25 protein-coding genes are annotated in these 19,262 nt (G+C 38.9%); 15 read left to right on the top strand and 10 right to left on the bottom strand.

The features are described from left to right. Nucleotides 1–222 precede the first annotated feature (222 nt). Both IEV74_RS08055 and IEV74_RS08050 read left to right on the top strand, forming a co-directional pair. The gene (locus IEV74_RS08055; protein ID WP_188454847.1) at nt 223–1,224 is read left to right on the top strand and encodes a DUF3231 family protein; all 1,002 of its coding nucleotides are present in this window, start codon (nt 223–225) and stop codon (nt 1,222–1,224) included. Nucleotides 1,225–1,231: 7 nt separating this feature from the next. After that, nucleotides 1,232–2,227: a DUF3231 family protein gene (locus IEV74_RS08050; RefSeq protein ID WP_188454846.1), complete on the top strand. Its 996-nt coding sequence runs from the start codon at nt 1,232–1,234 to the stop codon at nt 2,225–2,227. A 57-nt stretch (nt 2,228–2,284) separates the two neighbouring features. Here IEV74_RS08050 and IEV74_RS08045 read toward each other — a convergent pair whose 3' ends face one another. Then, the gene (locus IEV74_RS08045) at nt 2,285–2,899 is read right to left on the bottom strand and encodes a DUF3298 and DUF4163 domain-containing protein (protein ID WP_188454845.1); all 615 of its coding nucleotides are present in this window, start codon (nt 2,897–2,899) and stop codon (nt 2,285–2,287) included. Between the two features lie 175 nt (nt 2,900–3,074). Between IEV74_RS08045 and IEV74_RS08040 the strand changes: the two genes are divergently transcribed. From IEV74_RS08040 to IEV74_RS08030, 3 genes are all read left to right on the top strand, one after another. Beyond that, complete coding sequence (locus IEV74_RS08040) at nt 3,075–3,605, top strand: RNA polymerase sigma factor (RefSeq protein ID WP_188454844.1); 531 nt, start codon at nt 3,075–3,077, stop codon at nt 3,603–3,605. Between the two features lie 15 nt (nt 3,606–3,620). Then, nucleotides 3,621–5,282 carry a LolA family protein gene (locus tag IEV74_RS08035; protein ID WP_229683096.1) on the top strand — a complete coding sequence of 554 codons (1,662 nt, stop codon included), beginning with the start codon at nt 3,621–3,623 and terminating at the stop codon, nt 5,280–5,282. A 162-nt stretch (nt 5,283–5,444) separates the two neighbouring features. After that, complete coding sequence (locus tag IEV74_RS08030) at nt 5,445–5,795, top strand: YqzG/YhdC family protein (protein ID WP_188454843.1); 351 nt, start codon at nt 5,445–5,447, stop codon at nt 5,793–5,795. Between the two features lie 58 nt (nt 5,796–5,853). Here the strand turns inward: IEV74_RS08030 and IEV74_RS08025 are convergent, their stop codons facing one another. Then, nucleotides 5,854–6,177: a hypothetical protein gene (locus IEV74_RS08025; protein ID WP_188454842.1), complete on the bottom strand. Its 324-nt coding sequence runs from the start codon at nt 6,175–6,177 to the stop codon at nt 5,854–5,856. 144 nt (nt 6,178–6,321) lie between these two features. Next, complete coding sequence (locus IEV74_RS08020; protein WP_188454841.1) at nt 6,322–6,927, bottom strand: YgaN family protein; 606 nt, start codon at nt 6,925–6,927, stop codon at nt 6,322–6,324. 186 nt (nt 6,928–7,113) lie between these two features. Here IEV74_RS08020 and IEV74_RS08015 point away from each other — a divergent pair, with 186 nt between their 5' ends. Further along, complete coding sequence (locus IEV74_RS08015; protein WP_188454840.1) at nt 7,114–8,046, top strand: DUF4349 domain-containing protein; 933 nt, start codon at nt 7,114–7,116, stop codon at nt 8,044–8,046. A gap of 17 nt (nt 8,047–8,063) precedes the next feature. On the opposite strand, the gene IEV74_RS08010 is transcribed toward IEV74_RS08015, so the two are convergent. After that, the gene (locus tag IEV74_RS08010; protein ID WP_188454839.1) at nt 8,064–8,300 is read right to left on the bottom strand and encodes a hypothetical protein; all 237 of its coding nucleotides are present in this window, start codon (nt 8,298–8,300) and stop codon (nt 8,064–8,066) included. 167 nt (nt 8,301–8,467) lie between these two features. Here IEV74_RS08010 and IEV74_RS08005 point away from each other — a divergent pair, with 167 nt between their 5' ends. Together IEV74_RS08005 and IEV74_RS08000 are read left to right on the top strand one after the other, a co-directional pair. Beyond that, complete coding sequence (locus IEV74_RS08005) at nt 8,468–9,079, top strand: YpjP family protein (protein ID WP_188454838.1); 612 nt, start codon at nt 8,468–8,470, stop codon at nt 9,077–9,079. Nucleotides 9,080–9,271: 192 nt separating this feature from the next. Beyond that, complete coding sequence (locus tag IEV74_RS08000; protein ID WP_188454837.1) at nt 9,272–10,009, top strand: hypothetical protein; 738 nt, start codon at nt 9,272–9,274, stop codon at nt 10,007–10,009. 39 nt (nt 10,010–10,048) lie between these two features. On the opposite strand, the gene IEV74_RS07995 is transcribed toward IEV74_RS08000, so the two are convergent. The 3 genes from IEV74_RS07995 to IEV74_RS19910 form a co-directional block, all read right to left on the bottom strand. Further along, a complete protein-coding gene (locus IEV74_RS07995) occupies nt 10,049–10,786 on the bottom strand; it encodes an SGNH/GDSL hydrolase family protein (RefSeq protein ID WP_229683095.1) in 738 nt (245 codons plus the stop codon). Nucleotides 10,787–10,856: 70 nt separating this feature from the next. Then, a complete protein-coding gene (locus IEV74_RS07990) occupies nt 10,857–11,048 on the bottom strand; it encodes an H-type small acid-soluble spore protein (protein ID WP_188454836.1) in 192 nt (63 codons plus the stop codon). 121 nt (nt 11,049–11,169) lie between these two features. Further along, on the bottom strand, nt 11,170–11,292 hold the full coding sequence (locus IEV74_RS19910; RefSeq protein ID WP_308418983.1) for a hypothetical protein: 123 nt from the start codon (nt 11,290–11,292) through the stop codon (nt 11,170–11,172). Nucleotides 11,293–11,527: 235 nt separating this feature from the next. Between IEV74_RS19910 and IEV74_RS07980 the strand changes: the two genes are divergently transcribed. Next, nucleotides 11,528–11,719, top strand: coding sequence for a hypothetical protein (locus tag IEV74_RS07980; protein WP_188454835.1), 192 nt, complete (start codon nt 11,528–11,530; stop codon nt 11,717–11,719). Nucleotides 11,720–11,723: 4 nt separating this feature from the next. Then, nucleotides 11,724–12,113, top strand: coding sequence for a hypothetical protein (locus tag IEV74_RS07975; protein WP_188454834.1), 390 nt, complete (start codon nt 11,724–11,726; stop codon nt 12,111–12,113). Between the two features lie 98 nt (nt 12,114–12,211). Here the strand turns inward: IEV74_RS07975 and IEV74_RS07970 are convergent, their stop codons facing one another. Together IEV74_RS07970 and IEV74_RS07965 are read right to left on the bottom strand one after the other, a co-directional pair. Further along, complete coding sequence (locus tag IEV74_RS07970) at nt 12,212–14,596, bottom strand: immune inhibitor A domain-containing protein (RefSeq protein ID WP_188454833.1); 2,385 nt, start codon at nt 14,594–14,596, stop codon at nt 12,212–12,214. A 377-nt stretch (nt 14,597–14,973) separates the two neighbouring features. After that, the gene (locus IEV74_RS07965) at nt 14,974–15,402 is read right to left on the bottom strand and encodes a MarR family winged helix-turn-helix transcriptional regulator (protein WP_188454832.1); all 429 of its coding nucleotides are present in this window, start codon (nt 15,400–15,402) and stop codon (nt 14,974–14,976) included. 160 nt (nt 15,403–15,562) lie between these two features. Between IEV74_RS07965 and IEV74_RS07960 the strand changes: the two genes are divergently transcribed. Genes IEV74_RS07960 through IEV74_RS07945 form a run of 4 tightly spaced genes read left to right on the top strand, consistent with a single transcriptional unit; the run spans nt 15,563 to nt 18,179 of the window. Then, nucleotides 15,563–16,018 (top strand): CBS domain-containing protein, encoded by a 456-nt coding sequence (locus IEV74_RS07960; protein ID WP_188454831.1) that lies wholly within the window; start codon nt 15,563–15,565, stop codon nt 16,016–16,018. Nucleotides 16,019–16,053: 35 nt separating this feature from the next. Continuing rightward, the gene (locus IEV74_RS07955) at nt 16,054–17,283 is read left to right on the top strand and encodes an MFS transporter (RefSeq protein ID WP_188454830.1); all 1,230 of its coding nucleotides are present in this window, start codon (nt 16,054–16,056) and stop codon (nt 17,281–17,283) included. Nucleotides 17,284–17,292: 9 nt separating this feature from the next. After that, complete coding sequence (locus tag IEV74_RS07950; protein WP_188454829.1) at nt 17,293–17,499, top strand: hypothetical protein; 207 nt, start codon at nt 17,293–17,295, stop codon at nt 17,497–17,499. Nucleotides 17,500–17,537: 38 nt separating this feature from the next. Beyond that, nucleotides 17,538–18,179, top strand: a complete 642-nt coding sequence (locus IEV74_RS07945) for an SDR family oxidoreductase (RefSeq protein WP_188454828.1) — start codon at nt 17,538–17,540, stop codon at nt 18,177–18,179. A 46-nt stretch (nt 18,180–18,225) separates the two neighbouring features. Here the strand turns inward: IEV74_RS07945 and IEV74_RS07940 are convergent, their stop codons facing one another. Next, complete coding sequence (locus IEV74_RS07940; protein WP_188454827.1) at nt 18,226–18,618, bottom strand: hypothetical protein; 393 nt, start codon at nt 18,616–18,618, stop codon at nt 18,226–18,228. 156 nt (nt 18,619–18,774) lie between these two features. Between IEV74_RS07940 and IEV74_RS07935 the strand changes: the two genes are divergently transcribed. Next, complete coding sequence (locus tag IEV74_RS07935) at nt 18,775–19,128, top strand: VOC family protein (RefSeq protein ID WP_188454826.1); 354 nt, start codon at nt 18,775–18,777, stop codon at nt 19,126–19,128. Nucleotides 19,129–19,262: the final 134 nt, after the last annotated feature.

The following is a 19,262-nucleotide window of genomic DNA, read 5'->3' as shown; positions in this document are numbered from 1 at the left end:
TTTGTCTACATATACAAATTACTAATTTACAGTTTCTGTAAGCTGTGCAACGCTAGTGGGTCAGACCCTTTGTCACGTTTTTGGGCGGGACAGGGGGTCTGACCCTCTGTCCCAAGACCTCGTGTCCTATTTTTGCGCATATATGATGAATAGAAAGTTTTTTTAAAGCTAAAATAAGCGTAATTAAGTATGTTTAATCATTGGTGTCATTGGGGTGATTAGATGAATAATCATGAAACACGATTAACCTCGGCGGAAATGGCCGGGATTTGGGGACAATATATAAATGATACTGCTGCAGTTTGCGTTTTAACGTATTTCCTGAAAAAAGTGAAGGACGATCAAACGCAGACTGTTCTTGAACTGGCATTGACATCTGCAATGGAGCATATCGAGTATCTGAAAGGACTTTTTGAACAGGAAACGTTTCCGATTCCAATAGGCTTCACCGAAAAGGATGTTGATTCGGATGCGCGGCCATTGTTTACCGATATATTTTACCTTCAATATTTAAAGTTTATGTCTGTTCTTGGCATGAGTGCAAGCAGTCTTGCAATTGGACTTGCATCAAGATCGGATAGTGTAGCATTTCATAAAAAAGTACTATCTGAATCTGTTCACCTGCAAAAGGCTATTAAAGAAGTGTTATTAGAAAAAGGGTTGTACATTCGGCCACCATATATACCAGCTCCCGCCGATGTTGATTTTGTCACAAAACAATCGTTTTTGGGAAGTGTTGCAGGTGGAAAAAGGCCATTAACCACGATTGAAATTTCTCACTTGTTTTTTAATATTGAGACAAATTTAATCGGCCGGGAATTGATGATAGGATTCTCCCAGGTAGCTAAACGAAAAGAAGTGAAAAATTATCTTATACGGGGAAAGCAAATTGCCAATAAACAGATTAGTATTTTTAGGAATGTTTTATTGGACAATGATATTCCAGCAGCGATGACATGGGATACAACCGCTACGGAATCAACTGATCGAACTTTCTCTGATAAGTTAATCATGTTTCATGTATCAGCCATGGCTGCTGCTGGAGTTGGCAATTACGGTTCAGCGATTGCAGCAAGTCCAAGAAAAGACATTGGTTTAAAATATTCGCGGCTGCTAATGGAAATCTCACTTTATGCGGAAGATGGGGGGAACATTATGATTGATCATGGCTGGATAGAAAAACCACCACAATCACCTAATCGAAATCAGTTAGCAAAGGGGTGATGATTAGATGGAAAAACATAAAACACACTTAACATCAGCGGAAATGGCGGGATTATGGGGAGAATACATGAAAAGCAGCGCCACTAGTTGTGTATTGCCATATCTTTTAAGGAACTTAGAGGATAAGGCTATACGATCTGCTGTGGAAAAGGGTTTGCATTTGGCGACAGAAAACCTTTCATTTCTATCCGCATTATTTAAGGAAGAGAAATTTCCGATACCTGTTGGGTTTAATGAGGAAGATGTAAATATAGATGCACCTCGTTTGTTCTCCGATATATTTATTCTGTACTATTTAAAGTATTTAACCATTGCCCAGATGACCGCAAGTACGTTAGCTATTGGACTTAGCACACGATCGGACATCGTAAATTTCCATGAAAAAGTACTCATGAATGCGGTGCAATTACAAGAGACTGTTAAGCATGTATTGCTGGAAAAAGGAATTTATATTCGTCCTCCATATATTCCGAAGCCAGATGAAGTCGAGTTTGTGACGAATCAGCGCTTTTTAGGAACTGTAATGGGGCAGCAGCGCCCGCTGACTACGATTGAAATAGCTCATTTATTCGTGAATATTGAAACGAGTATCGTTGGAAAGGAAATGATGCTGGCATTTGCCCAGGTAGCTGAGAATAAAAAAGTAAGGCAATATCTGATACGTGGAAAAAACACGGCTAATAAGCATTTGAAATTGTTGTCTACAATAATTTTAAAGGACGATCTTTCCGCACCCATGCCATGGGATGCTTCCGTTACAGATTCTAAGACTGCACCATTTTCGGATAAGCTGATGATGTTTCTGGTTACAGCTATATCTGCCGCGGCAATTGCGAAATATGGGACAGCAATGGGTGCAAGTCCGAGAAAAGATATAGGAGTTAAATATGCACTATTATTGGCAGAGGTTACGCTCTACACTGAGGATGGAGCAAACCTGATGATTGATCACGGCTGGCTGGAGGAACCACCACAGGCACCAGGACGCGTAGACAAAGGATAGGTCCACGCTTCCTGATTAATTCAGCGGGACAGTGGACCTGACCCCCTGTCCCGGCGTCTAAAAGGAACCCATCATCTTTCCAAGTGGACCCTCCTCATCGATAATGTTCTGAATAGCATATATACTTATTGGAAAATAGGTGATTCCATAATAATATGGGGCCAAATCGTATAGCTGATAATATAGTACTAAGCATTTGTCAGCGATATAGAAATTTTCATTGCCGGGGAACGTTATGGGTTCATTAATAACAGGAATATCCCTTTCTTTTACTTGTGCCTTAATCATATCCAGCAATACATTTTCGTAATTGGAATCAGGCTTAAAGAGCTCATTTAATGTATAGTTTTTTCCTGTAGTTATATCAAAAGTAAGTGTGTGAATTACTGTCATACCATGAGCACCACCAGTATAAGAATAGACGTAAAGCGCTAAGCTTAAGACACCTCGCTGATTTGTTTTCACCTCAAACCAGCTCTGCATTTCCACTAGTGATGGGTCATGATAATTCCACTCTTTTAGCAATTGATTCAAATCCTCTATTATTGCATGATTAATAGACTGCTGTACCCGGGAATTGTTTAGACCGGTTACTACGGGATAATTAATATGGATATTTCGTTCAGTATCTATATGGGTGCGTGTTTGTATGACTGCCGGTTGTTGAAACATAAATATCACTCTCCTAGACATATGTCATTATACTTTATGCACAGGCGTAAAATAGGTGTAGCGGGACAAGGGGACTGACCCTTTGTCCCAATTTTTTTATTTGTTGTAACGTTTTGTATCTAAGAGGCGTTTATATTAGTGCAAACATAAAGTCAGAAAGAAGGTGCAATTCCTTATGACTAATACCGAAAAGTCCAATTTAGAGGATGATCAGCTGCCATCCATTGAAGAAATATGCAACGCAACGTGGGAGTCTATCTATCGATTCATATATTTTAAGGTCCAAAATCGTGAAGAGGCAGAGGACATCACCCAGGAAACTTATATTAAGGCCATTTCCCATTTACAAAGCGGAAAGGTGAACCCAAATAAATATATCGGTTTTTTAAAAACGGTGGCATTAAATGTAATGCGGGATTTATGGCGCAAGAAAAAACGCAGGGGAACATCTGTCAATATCGACTTGATCGATCAGACAGACACTGCGGCAGAAGATCCCGCAGAAACGAGTGCCCAGCGCCATTTAATAGAAAGCGCCTTAAATAAGCTTAATAAAGAGCAGCGCACTGTTATTGAATTACGAATTTTAAAGGGTTACTCCGTAGCGGAAACAGCGAAATTGATGAATAAAAAGGATGTTGCCATTCGGGTCATGCAGCATCGGGCACTAAGGCTTCTTGCCGATATCCTAGAAATAAATAATTAGATTTGGAGGTACGAAATGATGGAAAATAATGAACGGAAATTATCCGATTTTATCGATCGTTTAAATAAAGAAAAACAACCTAACGAAGATGAATATACAACGGATTCTGATGAGTTAAAGGATCTTTATCAAACTGTAAAACTTGTAAAAAGTGTAAAGGATCCCGCAATGCCAGGTCCTGATTTTCAAAAGAAACTGGCCACATCTTTGAACCAGGAATCAGCACGAACGAATTCTTCCCGAAAAAAAAGAAAGTGGAAGTATTTTATTGGTATCGCAAGTGCTGCTGCTATTCTCGCTTTCATGGTCAATTTCCTGCTGCCATTTGAAAATTCTGATGTTGTTAACGTTATGGCCGATGCATTTGAAGAGGTAGAAGCCTATCATGGAACACTTGAAATAGTGGAAACCAATGTAAATGGTAAATCAACTACACAAGCAAAATTAGAAGTATGGGCAGATAAAAATGGGAACTATTACACAAAAAGCTTAGAAGGTTCGAATAAGGGTACAATCACGGTTAATAATGGTGAAAAGAAATGGCAGGTTTATCCTGATCAACAGCAAGTGCATGTTCTCCCGTCCATTCCCGATGGCTATCGGTTTCATTTTGAACTGGGAAATGAAATAAACAATGTAAAGAATGCGTTAACTATTAAGGAAATTGGAAAGGAGACCATTGCAGGAAGAGATACAGTTATTTTAGAGGTGACACCTAAAGGAGGGGAAGCCTATAAAATATGGATTGATAATGATACCAAGCTCCCATTGCAAAAACAAACTGCCATGCACAATGCAATACAATACAAAGCAACCTACACGAATATGGAATTTAATGATGCCATTCCTGAAAAGTTAATGGCTTATCAGCTCCCTAAGGGTTATGAGGAAATCAATCAAAATCCTGAACAAGTTGTAACGGATAGGAGTGAAGTTCAGGCTGCTGTCGGATTCATTCCAAAAACACCCGAAGCTCTTCCTGGAGGATATGCTCAGGATAGAATAGCCGTTGTACCTAGCAAGGATCTTGTGAGGATTTACTATAAAGGTGAGGATACGAAGCAGATTGTGGTTTCACAGGGGAAATCCAATGATAAATTTAAGGTCGCTCCAAATGCGAAGTTAGGCAGGATTAATCATAATTCTGCTGAGATTCAGTCCCCTGTTGAAGAATATGCTGGGATACTTGCAGGCATAACCTCTTACGCAGGTGAGACCAATATTAACTCCATTAGGTGGCAGCAAAATGGATTTGAGTTTGCCGTAGTTGGTAATGATTCCGTAGATAAACTGGCAGCAATTACAGAAAGTGTAACTAATGAAAGATTTGAAATGCCTGCTAACGATGGCCAGGAATTTTCTCCACAAGTCGAAGTTCCATATGATTTAACACAAGAAAAAAATGATCAAAAAAGTGTTGATGCAGGAAGCTCGCCATGGAAATTAGACCCGGCTTTTGTTACTCAGGTCTTTGTTAGTCTGAAAATGTCTCCGGAGGGTATTACAGGTGATTATCCAATTTCCACTGATGATCTTGATGTAATCGAAAATACTGGTAAGGAGGCAATAGTAGAAGTAAAGAATGACAAAACGCCAATTAAAAAAGTTTACCTGAAGCGGATCGTTAGACAGGACACCACCGGAATATGGACAGTAGTCGGATATGACCCAGTTTAGGCGGGACACGGGGTCAGGTCCACTGTCCCAGTCACTTTGGCTATTTATACAAATATGTGATTGAAATAACCCACGGAGAGGTTGATTTTTTCCGTGGGTTATTCATTTAATAAATACGGATAATTTGTATATCCTAATAGAAAAAAGAAAGGGCGTTAAATGATGAAATTAATAAAAATAGCAATTATATCTATGATCATTTTCCTGGGGTATTCAAACCTTGTTGCAGTCCATAATGATGCATCAGAAAATAAGATACATGCTGATAAAGAGATTCCGCCATATGCGAAGTGGGGAAGGCTTGCCATGAAAGAAACGAAAGCAAGTTATCCAAATGCTGCGATAATTGATTACATGCATATTGGCAGGGATGTTCAGGAAAAATCCTCAGTGGAAAAATTTAAGCTCTGGCTAAAGGAAGATAATAAGGAATTTGGTGTTTACGTCAATATTACATTTGATACTAAAACAGAAAAGCTTATTGACATTCAATTTAAAGAGACAAAAAAATAAGTAATATATCAAACAGTACTCGTTCTTGTAGTCTATCCTTCCTGCATGATAATTACTGTCAGTATGTTTTTTTCATTTTTACCTGCATTAAAATAAAGCTAACTAAATAAAGAACATTGGCAGCTCCAAACAACCCAAATATGCTAGGTGTCAGAACCATGTATAGACTGATTGGCAAGGACCAGAAAAAAGCAATTAACATGAAAATATGTTTAGATGTTACAGCAGAATGAATTGCTAAGCATGCTGGAAGGAGCAGCATGAAAAATGTGGTTATCATCGGTTCAAATTTAGTTGGATCGGCATACGGATTAAAAAAACTTAGTATTAGCCAAAGAAGGATACTTGATATACCTGCAATTAGTCCTAAAAAAGACGCCATTTTTACGATTTTAACCCCCCCTAACTTTTTATCTTTTTTCGTATAGCTCCTGCAATTGCAGCAAAAATATCACCGATAAAGATAAGAAGTGCATCCAAATTAAATTCCCTCCATACTAGTGTTCTACCTTGCATTTCTCTGTACCTACTGTAATTCCACTGAAATTAAATACACTTGTTCATAGTTAGTAGCTTTCTTAATTTCTTCTTCTGTTTCCATATTATATGTAATAGAAACAGCATTTTTGTCACTGTTTATGAGTGAAGCGATGATTCTTTTTTCCCCGATATGTAATGGTGTTTCGTCACTAATCCCGCCCCAGGTAGAACTTTCTGCTTCTTTCCTTTTTGTTATAACAAGTTTTGATTCTGAACTGGAATATCCATCCTTTGTCATGACTGTGGAAATCCACTGTTCCTGGTTGTTCGTTGGTTGCTGTCTAATAAAAACGGTTCTGATCGTTTCATTTAAATCCTTTTCCGATAGTGCTGTGTATGAATCCGCAATTTTTCGTTTGAAATTGCCGTTTTCGTAATAATCGATTGTAGTATGCAGCTTATTCACATCTTTACTTTTTATCTCCATGTCATAATGGAAGGAGTTTGTTCCCGCAATTTTCACCATATATTTTTCGAATTCTGTTAAATTAGCTTCCTTAATTATTGCATCAGCGTCCTTATTAACCTTGTCTTGTGTACAAGCACTAAGCAGCGATAGTAATAATAGGATTGCAATTGTAATATATCTCATGTATAACCTCCTTATGAGACTGGCGGTCTCCCGGGACAAGGGGTCTGACCCCTTGTCCCACCTGACCCCTTGTCCCGGGATATCCTCTTTATCTTTTTTGTTCTTTTAGTGTAACCTTTTTTTGTAAATTGCGTCTATACATAAAAAGCGGGGTGGTGGATCTGTTCCGCAACTGGGGGTCATAAGATGAAAAAGTGTTTTTTGCTAATTTGTATTCTTGGATTAGGTGTACTGCTGGCGGCATGCAGCAATCAATCGGAAAGCAGTGAATCGAATGATAAGGCAGCATTAAGCACGGAGGATCATGCCATAGGAGATGAAGCCGAGTTTTCAGCAGAAGTGGAGCAAGCTGAATCGAGCCAGAATGATGGCAGTGTTCAACAAAAGGATACAAAGGTAGATGAAGCTGCTGACATTGACCGGAAAATAATTTATACTGCCAACCTTAGTATTGAAGTAAAGGATTACCAAAAAGCTTTAGATACTATACAGAACCAGGCGACAGACCGCGGTGGCTATATTGTTGAATCGAATATGTATGAGGATGCTGAATATGGCTCAACAAACGGCCATATAACAGTCCGGATTCCGCAAGATCAGTTTCGGGATTTTATAGCACTGGTTGAAAAAGGCAGCAGCAAGGTTCTGGAAAGCTCTGTCTCCGGTCAGGACGTAACAGAAGAATTTGTTGATTTAGAGGCACGCTTGAAATCTAAACGGGTTGTGGAAAAACGATTGCTATCATTTATGGAACAGGCTGAGAAAACAGAAGATCTGTTAACCATTTCCGAGGACTTGGCGAATGTTCAAGAGGAAATTGAAGAAATAACCGGGCGCATGAAATATTTGCAAAACAAAACAGACCTTGCAACAGTCACAATTCAAATTCAGGAAAACAACGTATCCATTTCTGGAATGAGTAAGGACGATTTGAATACCTGGGACCAAATCAAACAACAGTTTTTAAAAAGCATCAACTTTTTGATCACGGCCCTTTCCGGTTTATTGGTCTTTTTTGTAGGAAATTTACCTATTTTTATATTGTTAGGTGTCATAGGTATTGCAGTGCTGGTGGTAATTAAGAAAAGAAGAAAGGGTAACAGTAGCCACCAGGATTAAGTCTATCAAACTTTATTCTAGAAGAACGTTGTTACAATAAATGGAACAGCGACCGCAATCAAAAGTACAGTACCATTTCCAATCAAACCAATCTTTTTTAGTGTCTTTTCAGCAAATAACGCAAGTGTAAGTCCGATTGCTGATGCCGTAACGCCTGCTAATAAAAATGTATTAATGCCAAATAGAATCACGATGAATGAAGCAATTCCGAATAAAAATAGTCCATAGGAGAGAATGCCTGCAATTTTTCTCACTTTTCTTCAACCTTCCCTGTAAGCTATACATGAGAATTATAGCATAAGGAGTTTTAGGAATAAATGTGGAAAACTTTTTACCATTTTGTTAAAGATTGAAAATATTATAGACATTTGTCCTGGAAATGTTAAAATTTAGATAAGATCATATTCGGGGAGAATTTAACATGAAGCTTTGGATGAGAAAAGTGACCGTTGTCTTGGTTACCATCATGACATTAGGGATGTATGTCCCGCCAATACATTTAAATACGAATGCCGAGGATAATAAAGAGGCGGTTTCTCCCAAAGAGGAAACTACCGGGGATATACTTACATCTGCACTGGATATAGGTGAAGAAGAACCCGAATCAGTGCCTGAGAATATTGAAGAGGAATTCGATTATATCGGCACAATGACGAAAATGGCAAAAGAGCAGACGATTACGAAATTAGGACCAAGAATTGTTAGTCAAGTGGACGATGAATTTACAACAGAAATTTTACCTAATATCGAGGAAGTTGTTAATACGATTTTAGCAGATGCAGGCGAAGAGGAACTTCCCTTTTACGGTATCACAGAGGCTCCCGCCAATGGATTCGGCGAAAAGATTTTTAACATATATGATCTCCGCACGAACGAAGACCTTGCAAGGTTTCATGTAAGACGGGATAATCGGCCGAAAGAAGGATACTGGTTTAATTTTCATTATCATTTGAACGATGACGATTTTGAGGAACATCATGAAATTGGTGAAATTTACTGGGATAAGAACATACCGCCGAAATGGATGGCTTAAAAAATATCAGGTGCCTTATGCAGGTGCCTGTTATTTTTTATTGTTTTTTCTAAATCCATCGCCTCGCTGCAAATCATCATAGTCACCTGCCCAATTTCCAATCCAATTCCGATAAATGTCCCAAGTAAAATTAAAAAGCATAAGATAAATCAATAATACAATTTAACGGGATGTGACAAAATGGGGCTATATATGAATAAAAATGAGCACCCGGACGTTTTCATGAATCAAGGCAGTATTGCAGAGCCGAATCAGCGTTATTTTAAACTGGATTATTTTCGGGAATTGATAAAAGAACAGAAGATGGTAAATGATTCATTATGGAAATCGCATCGTAATCTAACATTCGGTCTTAACGAGCAAAGAATTATCCAGACAAGAAATTGGAGGGATATTGAAAGTGAGCTTGAGGCGTTAAAAGAAACGAATCATCAGCATGAGAAATTTGAAAAGAGTGCGATGGAGTGGTTAACAATGCTAGATGAAAATAGTGGGAAAATGAAGGAGATGCTGGAGCAGGAAGGCCTATTAAAGCAGGAGGTAATCGATCAAATTAATGATGTATCCCGGTCCAATCAAGATATTGCAGATCAGCTTGGGAAATTTGATACTACCAACCAGCAGATTAATTCTCAATTGGAGGAGTTGTTTGAGCTTCATAAGCAGATGTCAGATCAATTTTCTAAACACGATGAAACTCAGAATCAAGTATTGGATCAATTGGAAAATCAGGATGCATTGATGGAGAAAACGTTTAGGCAAATAAACAATATTCGTTCGATACTTTTTGAGCGGGCAAGTTTTCTGGCGGAGAAAATTGAAGACAGCTATAATTTAACATCTTCAACCGTCTATAAGCTTTTCACAGGAGCGGAACAGCCATTAACATTATATATGAAAAATAAAAAAGAACAGAATAAGTCAAATTGATGGAGGGAAGGCACCTGCTGCATGGCGCCTTTCCCTGCGTTAATCCAGATTAAATGCATTTAACCCAATTTCGGCAAGTTTGATTTGGCCCTTTACAGTAGGATGAATGTCCTCTGGAATTACGAGCTCCGCTTGCTCCTCACCAAAGGCAGAAAACGCATCGGCGATGACAACATTTGTATAATGGAGCATCAGTTGATCAAAACCTGTATTCACAATTGGCAATATAGTCGATCCAACACGATGTAATGGATTATCCGTTTGGAATGGGTTATAAACGTTGTAGACAGCGATTGGTGCCTCGGTAAGCGTACGAACCTCAAGAATTATATCTGCAATGTTACCGAAAATATTTCTTTTTTGAATCTCAGCTTGCAATAATGGCATAAATAGACCTGGTTCTCCGCCGCTTATTGCTTGGGCTGCTTGTAATGCTTGTAAAAGGTCATTACTGCCAATGCTTAATGTGATGTAATCTGCTTGATTTACCGTTTGGCGAACTTCTTGGTCTTCTTTTAATGCATGAAGCAATTCCTCTGTTGTCCAGCCTGGTACTGCAAGGTCTCTTACCCGTAAATTGGCATCGTTCCCAATTAAATATGGATAGGAGAATCTTGAAGGGGTGTTATTATTCTCACTCAAGTTATAGCCATAGGGAATAGAATCGCCAAGAGAAACGAGTGATTTTATGCCATTGTCTTTTTCAGCAGAAACTGCAGCTGGGAGAATTAAACTAGCCATTAATGTGAGCGTAAATAGTTTAAAGAGCTTATTCACTGATAACACCTCCACTTTTTTCTAACTATGTATTAAAAAAACCCCCTTATGAAAGGAGGTTCGAATTCATTTAATGAAATTGATTTCGATTTCCTTCAGACAAACCGTTTAAGTCTACCTGCTGCTCGTTATTCATCTCATCAAGCGGAAATATGGTTGCTGTGTCTGGGCTAACATCCTGGATATATACTGGTATCCCATGATAATTCACATTAATCAATACGGGTGAACGCATAATCTCCTGTGCACGCTGAATATCCATTTTTTCCTCCTTACATTCCCCTTACTATTATCTTGACATTTTACAAAGATAATATTTGTGGAAACTAAAGGAGATTTATCAGTAAAACCTCATTGTCGTTCACTTTATTCGTGATGATTTTTTACTTGCTGACCGAATTTTGGTTTTTACTTCTTACCTCTTCCATATTTGTGTCGCTGAAGATTCTTGTTCCGTGGCCGCCGGATGTTCGCGCAATTAATTCCTTAACCTCATTGTAAGACATGCCAGATCGTTCATTTTGCCCTTTTCACTGCATCAATGTTTGTTCCTGCAACTGTGAATGTATCTTTTGTATGTTTGTCATTTTCCTTCATAGTAATTACCTCCATTCTTATTTCCAATTAGTTTTTGTTAAAAACGGACTTTTAATCAATGTGGTATAATTATTTGAATAATGAATCTTTTATATTGGTTAATCCGTAGCTATAGTAAGTTAGATTTTTTGAGGAGGTTATTCTATGCCTTTATGGGCAATTATTTTAATTTTGTTTGGCGGATTGCTGTTAATTGGTATTATTGTTGATGTAATCGCAAAAATAAGAGGAAAAAAGATCGATCTTGAGAAAAAGGACAGACATATGAGTGAATCGGAAAGAGTATATTCCGAAAGCTTTATGCATGAAATAAAGAAAGATACGCAAAATCTATAATAATATGGAAGCATATACGTATACGAAAATAATCGGTGTTATTGCAGGGACATTATTATTTGCCGTGGCAATTGGAGTTGGATTTTTAGCATTGGTAGGGATGGGCTTGTCGACAGCGTTTGGCACGGTTGATTATTCCACAACGTATCAAGTGACGGCGATAATCATTCTGGTACTTATGCTTATTGGGCTGATAACTGCTATTGGGGCGTTCAAACTTAATCATAGTACATGGAAAAAGGTATATATTGGATTTTGCTTCACAGTTGAAATTGGTTTTGCAGTGGTATTCATTATTTCTTTTGGCGGAATTGGATTTATTAGTGAATTATTCATCTTAGGAGTTGGAATTATTTATTTGCTTTTAGGATTTGTAACAAAAATAAATAATTAGGTTAAGTGTTTTGATTTCATTTATTTTAATAGGGCGATATATCAAAAATAGGAAGAAATCAGGCAAACCTGATTTCTTCCCTGTTTCCAAATAGCTGCTTACTTATAAATCATTACTTTACCAACAGTACCGTCATTACTTTGACTAGTAACACGGAACTTCAACCCGAATTCCGGTACATTGCGCCCAGCGTCTACAATGCCTGGATTGCTCCAGTCAGCACCGTCATCGAATAATGGTGTACGTTTTGTGAAGTTATCTTTTAATGTAACACCAAGTAAATCACGATAATCTAAAAACATTTTGCTGGATTTATCTAAACTGAATGCAGCATCGTTTAATTGGTAACGTGTATCTGCAACTGCTTTATCGCTCCAATAATTTGTATGCTGGTCTGCATCAACAACACCAAGGAAGCCGTCACCAGGGTGTACACCAGTCCAGTTATTGTTATAGGATTCATCCACATACCAAACAACAAGGCCCGGATCATAGCTCATTAAGCTATTACCACGGCGGATATGTGCAAGACCTGCATCTACACCGTTATGTGATCTCCACTCTAATAAGTAGTATTGTTCAGTAGTATAGGTACCATCATGCTTTTCAAATCCGTCCATTGTAAATGAAGAATCTTCTTCTGCACCATCGAAGAATACTTCATTTCCATCTGCTGTCACTTTTACATTATCAGCGAAAAACCCTTCCATGTTAGTTGCCCAGTCAGTCATAGAACGGAATTGCAATTGAATTTCTTGTCCAGTATATTCCGAGATATCAATAGTTTCATGAACCCATCCGTTACTGTTGCCCGTATATCCAGGGAGGTTTTCCTGAATTGCCGGGTATCCGCCTGCAGCTAATTCTGAGCTTGTACGGTCACTGGAAAGGGATGTCCAAGTTTCGCCGCCATCAGTTGATACTTGAACCATTGCATAATCCCACTCTTCCTCAATCTCATACCATGCATCAAAGTCGAGTGTAGCATTAGAAGTGCCTGTTAAATCAATGGTAGTGACCATTTTATGATCAACTTCATCGCCTCTGCCACCGTAATATTCAAATTCTCCTGCTTTTGGAGTATTTATTTTATTTAATTTATCAGGTAGGTTAACCCTTACAGCATCATTGTTTGTTCCTTTTGTTACTCCTTCATCAAGAAGCACAGTAGTACCAGCATTTGTAATCTCATCTTCATTTAATGTCGTACCACTTAACCAGTTGCCGCCATGCAATGATTGCAGCATTTGTCTGGAGTATGGGCTTATTCCTGGTGGTTCAGTGCCAGGAACATCCCCAGCCCAGCTGCCGCTTGCCATTAATGACCAATATGCAACAGCTTCTCCGCCGCCACTGTAAATTGTGTCATATTCATCTGGCAGACCTAAGTCATGTCCATATTCATGTGCAAATACCCCTGCAGCTCCGTCTTCTGGCTCAATAGTGTAGTCATCTGCCCCTAATTGACCACCGAAACGGTCGCTGTCAGATGAAGCACCAGGAACTGCGACTAGACCTAATGATGAACGATGTGACCATATAGCATCTCCGCCAAGTGATCCACCGCCGGCTTCTTCACCAACACCTGCATGAATAACCATTAAGTGATCAATGATTCCGTCTGGTTCAGCATATACACCATCACCGTCATAATCCTCGCGATCCCAAACATCGTATTCACTTAAATCAATAGATGGATCCTTTGCAGCCTTTTTTAATGCTTCATAGACTAATTCTGCAGCAGCTGCATCATTGCCATCTGGAGCGGGAACGTTACCACCGTAATAAGCGGCAGGATGATCCGCTGTATACCAGCCTGCGACAGTTCCATCTACTGTGTAGCTTCCACCTGATTGTTTTTCATAATACTGTTTCATTGAAATCAGGTTCTCACCATTTGGACCTTCATAGCCATTTTCACCAAAAATCATATTTTGAAAATGTTCATGTGAATAATTCTCATACCACATGTCAGTCTCTTCTTTTGTAATCGAGCTTTTCTTATAGTCTGGGAAGTCGATAGCAAGTACTAATACTTTGTCTTCACGTACTTCACCGTTATATGTTTCTTCCTCAACAGAATCCGGCCTGTTTTTCTTAGCATGTCCCAGTTTGTTGCCGTTTCCATTTTTCAGTCCATTGTTTTTGAAGTTTTTATCCGACTTTAGGTCTTTACCTAGAGACCTGCCAACCTCGTTCGCGTTACTTTTATCCGCGCTTTTCGCTTTTGCCTTTAAATATTTTTTCAAAACCTTTTTTGCTTCAGCAGGAGAAGCGTCTTTTGCTATTTTGCCTTGTTCCTTCAGCATTTCTATTAATTTCTCATCATTAGCAACCCCTGCATCGAATGATGAACCATTTGCAGCAACGGCGGCCGATAAATCAGTTGGTTTTATCTGTGGTGCTGCGGTTACGTTGACCGCTCCTAAGCCAAGCGATAGTGCCAGTGTTGTTGAAAGAATGATGCCTTTGCCCTTTTTCATCTAACTCCTCCTATGGTAAGTATTTTTGTTCCGAAATAGCTATAAATCTATTATTCTATTAAGCCAATTTACCCCCTTCTGAGAAGAATACGGAACAATTAGATAATAAATCCATACTAGAATATTGTAAATATTTAAAACGAAATATGTGAAAAATAGCGATAATATACCTAAGTGGTTATAAGTAAAAAGTCTTGGTTAGTTTACAAATATTGTATAAGGACAATGAAAAATAGGCATCTTCCTTTTTGAGGATGCCTATTACTGCTTCATATAGTTGTAAGTGGGTAAATGAAATGTAATCAAAGGGTCGGTTGCTTTATTAAAAGCGGGCAGCGGGCGAAAGTTCCTGTCTTGATGCTATTGAGATTGTATAACTAGAGTTTTTCCTCGCTCACCGTCCGATTATATTTCTCAAGCAAACGGCCGAAGCTTTCTCGTTCTTCTTCAGACCAGTCCTTTAATAGGTTTGCAAGTCTATCATAGCGCCGTTGTTTGGCTTCATATAATTCTCTGTTTCCTAATTCTGTGATCCGGTAGAAATAGGCTCTGCCGTCATGTGGATTTGGAACCTTGTCTACGTATTGTTTATTTTCGAGTGCAGCGGCTTGTCTGCTAATTGTAGAAATGTCCAAGTGAAGCTGTTCTGCCAACGTTTTCACCCCAGCAGGACCATGTGTTGATAATTGACGTAACAAAATATAGGCGGAGCGTTCCAATCGTGAATTCCTTTTTTCGGATATTACAATACGCCTTACAAAGACACTGACTTCCTTTTCAATTGTTTCAAGCGATTCTTTATTCATGGTTACACCTCACTCTTATCCTATATCTTAACGATAGCATGCCGCAAGTGTTTTCCTGTTCAATTGTTGAAATTTACTTGCACTATACAATCAATAGTTGTATGATACAATCATTTATTAGTGATGAAAAATTAGATCTGTTAAAAGGAGGCAAAACAAAGTGCAAGCAGTGGATATGATGATCAAAAATGTCTATAAAGTTAGTGAAAAAGATTCAGTCCGTTCTGTCATTGAGAAATTTATCGATTACCGCATTAGCGGCGTTCCGGTGATTAATGACAGAAATGAAGTCGTTGCCTATGTGAGTGACGGCGATATTATGCGATACATTGGCAGGCATAAAGATATAATTGTTGACTCTTTATATACGGTGAATGTAATTAAAGGTGACGATGAGGAATTTGAAAACAGGGTTAAAAAAATACTTGATTTAAGTGTATTGCAAATTGCCAAGAAAAAAGTAATTACGGCCCCATGGGATGAGGAGATTGAAAATGTCGCGGCTACTTTAGGGAAGAAACAAATTAAAAAACTCCCTATTGAACGCGATGGGAAATTAATTGGAATCATTAGCCGTGGTGACGTTATCCGGCATACGTTTAAAACAATTCTTTAGTGCAATTATTTTTTATTAGAAATGGAGTAATTTTAATGTCACAAACAGCGAAAACAATAACAGGCAACGCGATTCAGGAAGAGGTAAGCATTCTTAAGCAGCCTAAGTCTGTATGGGCGGTGTTCTTTGCAAGTATCATCGCTTTCATGGGGTTAGGCCTAGTGGATCCGATCCTGCCAGCAATCGCAAGCCAGCTCGACGCATCTCCGAGTGAAGTAACGCTTCTTTTTACTAGCTATAATGCGGTCATGGCTATTGCAATGCTGATCACTGGTACGATTTCATCCAGAATCGGTCTTAAAGGCACATTGCTTAGTGGAATTGTAGTTATTGCCTTATTTGCAGGACTAGGCGGATTTTCCAACGACATCTGGACCCTTGTTGGGTTACGTGGAGGCTGGGGTTTAGGTAATGCACTATTTGTAGCGACTGCTTTAACCGCTATCGTAACACTTTCAACAAGTGGTAACGCAAAGGCAATTATATTGTACGAGGCAGCAATCGGTCTCGGAATTTCTGTCGGACCACTGCTCGGCGGATGGTTAGGCGCTATGTCCTGGAGGGGGCCATTTCTCGGTGTTTCCACATTAATGGTAATCGCATTTATTGGACTTTCAATATTAATGCCAAAACAAGCTAAGAAGGAGAAAAATGCTAATTCAAAAACATCATTGCTAGACCCATTCCGTGCATTGAAGCACCGTTCCCTATTAGTATTTGGGATCGCGGCGGCATTGTATAATTTTGGGTTCTTTACTCTATTAGCATATGCACCCTTCGTATTGGGGCTGGATGAGCATGGATTAGGCTTTGTATTCCTTGGATGGGGAATCCTGCTTGCAGTGACTTCTGTATTCATGGCACCAAAGCTTCAACAACGATTTGGAACCATCGCATCAATGGCTATGATGCTGACCCTGTTTGCACTTGTATTACTAGCGATGGGTATCTGGACATCAACACAATGGTTAGTCATTTCAGGTGTTATTGTCGCTGGTGCACTACTAGGTAACAACAATACATTAATTACTACTGCAGTAATGAATGCAACGAATGTGGAACGATCAACAGCATCGGCGGCATATAGCTTCCTTAGGTTTATCGGCGGAGCCATTGCACCATTCACAGCGGGTAAACTGGCAGAGATCTACAATCCAAGCATTCCATTTATAGTCGGTGCTGTGTTTGTATTCCTTTCTGTAGTGTTCATTTGGTCGAACCATAAGCACGTAAATCATGTTGATGACGTTGAAGCGGGTCATTAATACGCTGGTTTGTTTGGAAGTAAATTACAATACGATCCGATTTACGGGAAATACGATCCAATTTGGCGAAAATACGATCCGAAAAAGTCAAATACGATCCAATTTGGGGAAAATACGAGCGGATATCACCCAAATACGATCCGTTGGCATTATAAGCGGTCAAATCAATATAAAGCAGTTCATTTGATAATGTCTTCTGGCTTTGAAATAATGTAAAGAATCACATAAATTTCAATAAAAAGGAGAAATGCTTTGTGAATGTTCTTTTAATAGGAGCCAATGGGCAAATCGGAAAACACGTTGTTGATTTATTAAAAGATAGTGAGCATACGGTAAGAGCAATGGTGCGGAAACAGGAGCAAGCAGACGCATTAGAAACGAAGGGTGTTGAAGCGGTACTAGCTAACCTTGAAGGAAGCGTTAATGAAATCGCGGAAGCCGTTAATGGATGCGATGCTGTCATTTTCACTGCTGGATCAGGTGGCAGTACCGGTCCGGATAAAACATTGCTGGTTGATCTTGATGGTGCAGTGAAGTCAATGGAAGCTGCGGAAAAATCCGGAGTGAAGCGCTATGTCCTGGTCAGTGCACTACAGTCCAACAATAGAGAGAATTGGAATGATAAAATAAGACCATATTATGTTGCAAAGCACTATGCAGATAAAATGCTCCAGGCAAGCAGCTTAAATTATACAATTGTTCGACCAGGCGGATTACTGAACGAAGCAGGTAATGGGAAGGTATCTGCCGCTGAAAAGCTTGATAGAGGGTCTATTCCGAGAGAAGATGTAGCTCGCACGGTTGTAGCGGCATTGGATGAGGAAAATACGTATAATCGTGCATTTGATCTTATTTCAGGTGAAACTCCTGTTGCGGAAGCTTTGAAGCAGGTATGAGGTATCAGCATAATAGGGTGCCTGTCCCAAGGGAACAGGCACCCTATTAAATTGTTTCTTTCACCACGATTGCTTGTGTCAGCTTTTCCTTTTTACATTCCTCAAAAATACTTTCTTCAACTAACCCTAATTTAAACGCAGCTTTTAGCTTATCGGCATCAGGACGTTTTGCCACGATTATAAAATCACCTAGGTTTAATTCCTCCAACTTTTCCACCGTACTATTATCCTCATAATTAACTGAAGTACGTATTTGCCGCTGAAGTTTATAGTTTCCTCGCTGTATTTCACCCTTTTGTTCTTTCCCAATCAAATCATCAAAATGGTTATGAAATTTTGTTTTAAACTTCTTGATTTCCTCTTCAATTTCTTTCTTGAGCTTGTTCAATTCAAAATATCTCTGTAATTCTTCCTCCGTTATCGCAAGTGAAGCCTCCATTACACACTCCCCCAGACAAAATAGGTTTAGTTCATTTGTATGTTTTAACATGGTATTTATGACAAGGAATTGCCAGCAATCTTTTTTCAAAAAAGGGGTTTTCAAGAAAACATAGAATTACAGTATGGAAGATATTTTGTAAAGGCGGGATATTTAATGGGGAAAGTTGTTGGATTTGAATTAAGCAGCCAGGAGCCGGAAAAAGCAGCAAAATTTTACTCCGAGGTATTCGGGTGGGAAATATCTGAAGCAAATTGGGATTATTGGCCGGTTTCTACAGAAAATAGTAAGGAGAGAACCGGAATCAATGGTGGAATAAGTAAAGGTCCTAACGATTATCCACACGGGACACGGATACAAATTGAGGTTGATTCCATTGACAATTCCATTTCTAAAGCAAAGGACAATGGCGCAATGGTGGTACGGGAAAAAATGGAGTTTGAAGAATTTTTCTTGGCATACTTAGTAGATCCTACAGGTGTTGGGTTTGGACTGGTTCAAAGAAAGTAATGGCACGTACTGCTGGAATTGGGTTGAATAAGAGAAGGAGACTCCAATTGTAATTTACAGTTTAAAAACACGTAAGAAGGCATTCCAAATGTCTCTTACGTGTTTTTTCGTTCTTTATAAAAAACAGAGATATG

It is taken from the genome of Virgibacillus oceani, from assembly GCF_014638995.1.
GTDB classification, from domain to species: domain Bacteria; phylum Bacillota; class Bacilli; order Bacillales; family Amphibacillaceae; genus Virgibacillus_E; species Virgibacillus_E oceani.
The sequence above is the reverse complement of the archived record's forward strand: the minus strand, read 5'-3'. Positions and strand labels throughout refer to the sequence as shown.